2 protein-coding genes and 1 pseudogene are annotated in these 1,385 nt (G+C 70.1%); all 3 read right to left on the reverse strand.

All coding sequences use genetic code 11. The annotated features are described in order from the left end of the window. Nucleotides 1-283: pseudogene (locus Dsi01nite_RS56855) on the reverse strand (hypothetical protein); the annotation flags it as partial. Continuing rightward, nucleotides 280-1,134: a hypothetical protein gene (locus Dsi01nite_RS56860; RefSeq protein WP_203854874.1), complete on the reverse strand. Its 855-nt coding sequence runs from the start codon at nucleotides 1,132-1,134 to the stop codon at nucleotides 280-282. The gene Dsi01nite_RS56860 and the pseudogene Dsi01nite_RS56855, both read right to left, overlap by 4 nt. Then, nucleotides 1,131-1,385: WD40 repeat domain-containing protein (locus Dsi01nite_RS56865; protein WP_203854875.1), on the reverse strand; the 255-nt coding region annotated here is incomplete at its 5' end. The genes Dsi01nite_RS56865 and Dsi01nite_RS56860, both read right to left, overlap by 4 nt.

The raw sequence follows: 1,385 nt of genomic DNA on the forward strand, positions 1-1,385 counted from the left end.
CAGTGCGGTCTTCGCTGCCGGTGACCGCGACGGGCCGCCCGTCCAGCACGGTACACGCCACGGCCAACACCGGTCTGGTGTGCCCGGTGAGGGGTGCGCCGACGGGCTGGCCGGTGCTCAGGTCCCACACCCGCACCGTGTGGTCGTCGCTGCCGGTGACCGCGGCGGGCCGCCCGTCCAGCACCGCGCACCCCACAGCCCGCACCGTGCGGGTGTGCCCGGTCAGGGTGTGTCGGAGGGCGGGGGTGAGTTGGCTGCCGGTCGCCCAGCGGGGTTCGATCATCGTTGGTCCTGTTGGAGGTGGATGCGGAGTGCTTCGGCAATGGCGTCGGTTTTGAGGTAGTTCGCAGCGAGGTGGAAGTCGGCGAAGTGGATCTCGATGTGGATGTCGCTGTCGACGCCGTCGAAGTTGTCGCTGACGCCGTACGGCGGTATGGCGATGATGTCGCCGATGTCGGCGATGTTGACCCAGTGCCGGACGTTGCCGGGTCGGTGGCCGCGTGGTTGAGGCGTCGGCTGGAGGCGGTGGAACACGCCGTGCGGCATCGCGAGCGGCGAGCCGATCGTGAGCAGCAGGTCGGCGGTGAGGCTTGGGTAGGCGTGCAGGGTTTCGTAGGTGGCGACGGAGCCGAGGGAGTGGGCGATGACGATGGTGGGGCCGGTGCGGTTGGCGGCGGCGATGGCGTTGGCGATGTCCGTGCGGACGAGGTGCCGGGCCGGGCTGTCGGGGTCGAGGTAGCGATCGACCTCGCCGAAGCAGGTGGCGATGAAGCGTTGCACGAAGCGCCGGTTGAGACCCCGGCCTTGGGCGAAGCGGGCGATGTCCTGGCGGAGGCCCGCGGTGAGCCGCCCCTGAGCGGTACCGGCCGGGAGGTCGAGCGCGGCGAGCCAGTGACGGACGAGCTCTTGGGCGGTGGGTGATAGTTGTTCGAGTTCGTCACCGCCGGCTTGCGCGCCGACTGGGCGGAGCCGGTGGGCGTAATACACGGCCGTGACGGTCGCATGATCCGGGAACGGACTGCGTGCGCTGGTGAGAGCGGCTTGCCAGGTGGTGGCCAGGTGCGCGGCGACGGTCGACGGTGGGTGCCCAGCTTGGTGGTTGCCGACGCCGTGGACTCCGACGATGGTCGTCATGAACGCTCCTGTGTACGTGAGTCGAGGGCGAAAACGGCGATGTCCCAGCCTGCCGCGGCTACCAGCCAGCCGCCGACGGCGGCAACCGCTCTCACGGCATCCCAGAACGGCCATACGTCAATACACCGCAGGTAACCGAGGTCCCACACCCGCACCGTGCCGTCGTCGCTGCCGGTGACCGCGACGGGCCGCCCGTCCAGCACCGTGCACGCCACCGCCCACACCGTGCCGGTATGCCCGGTCAGGGGTGC

It is taken from the genome of Dactylosporangium siamense (assembly GCF_016862795.1).
Taxonomy (GTDB): Bacteria; Actinomycetota; Actinomycetes; order Mycobacteriales; family Micromonosporaceae; genus Dactylosporangium; species Dactylosporangium siamense.

What these genes read in the sequence shown, in the direction of transcription:
- Dsi01nite_RS56860 (WP_203854874.1), bottom strand. Translation starts at nt 1,134, where the DNA reads ATGACGACCATCGTCGGAGTCCACGGCGTCGGCAACCACCAAGCTGGG.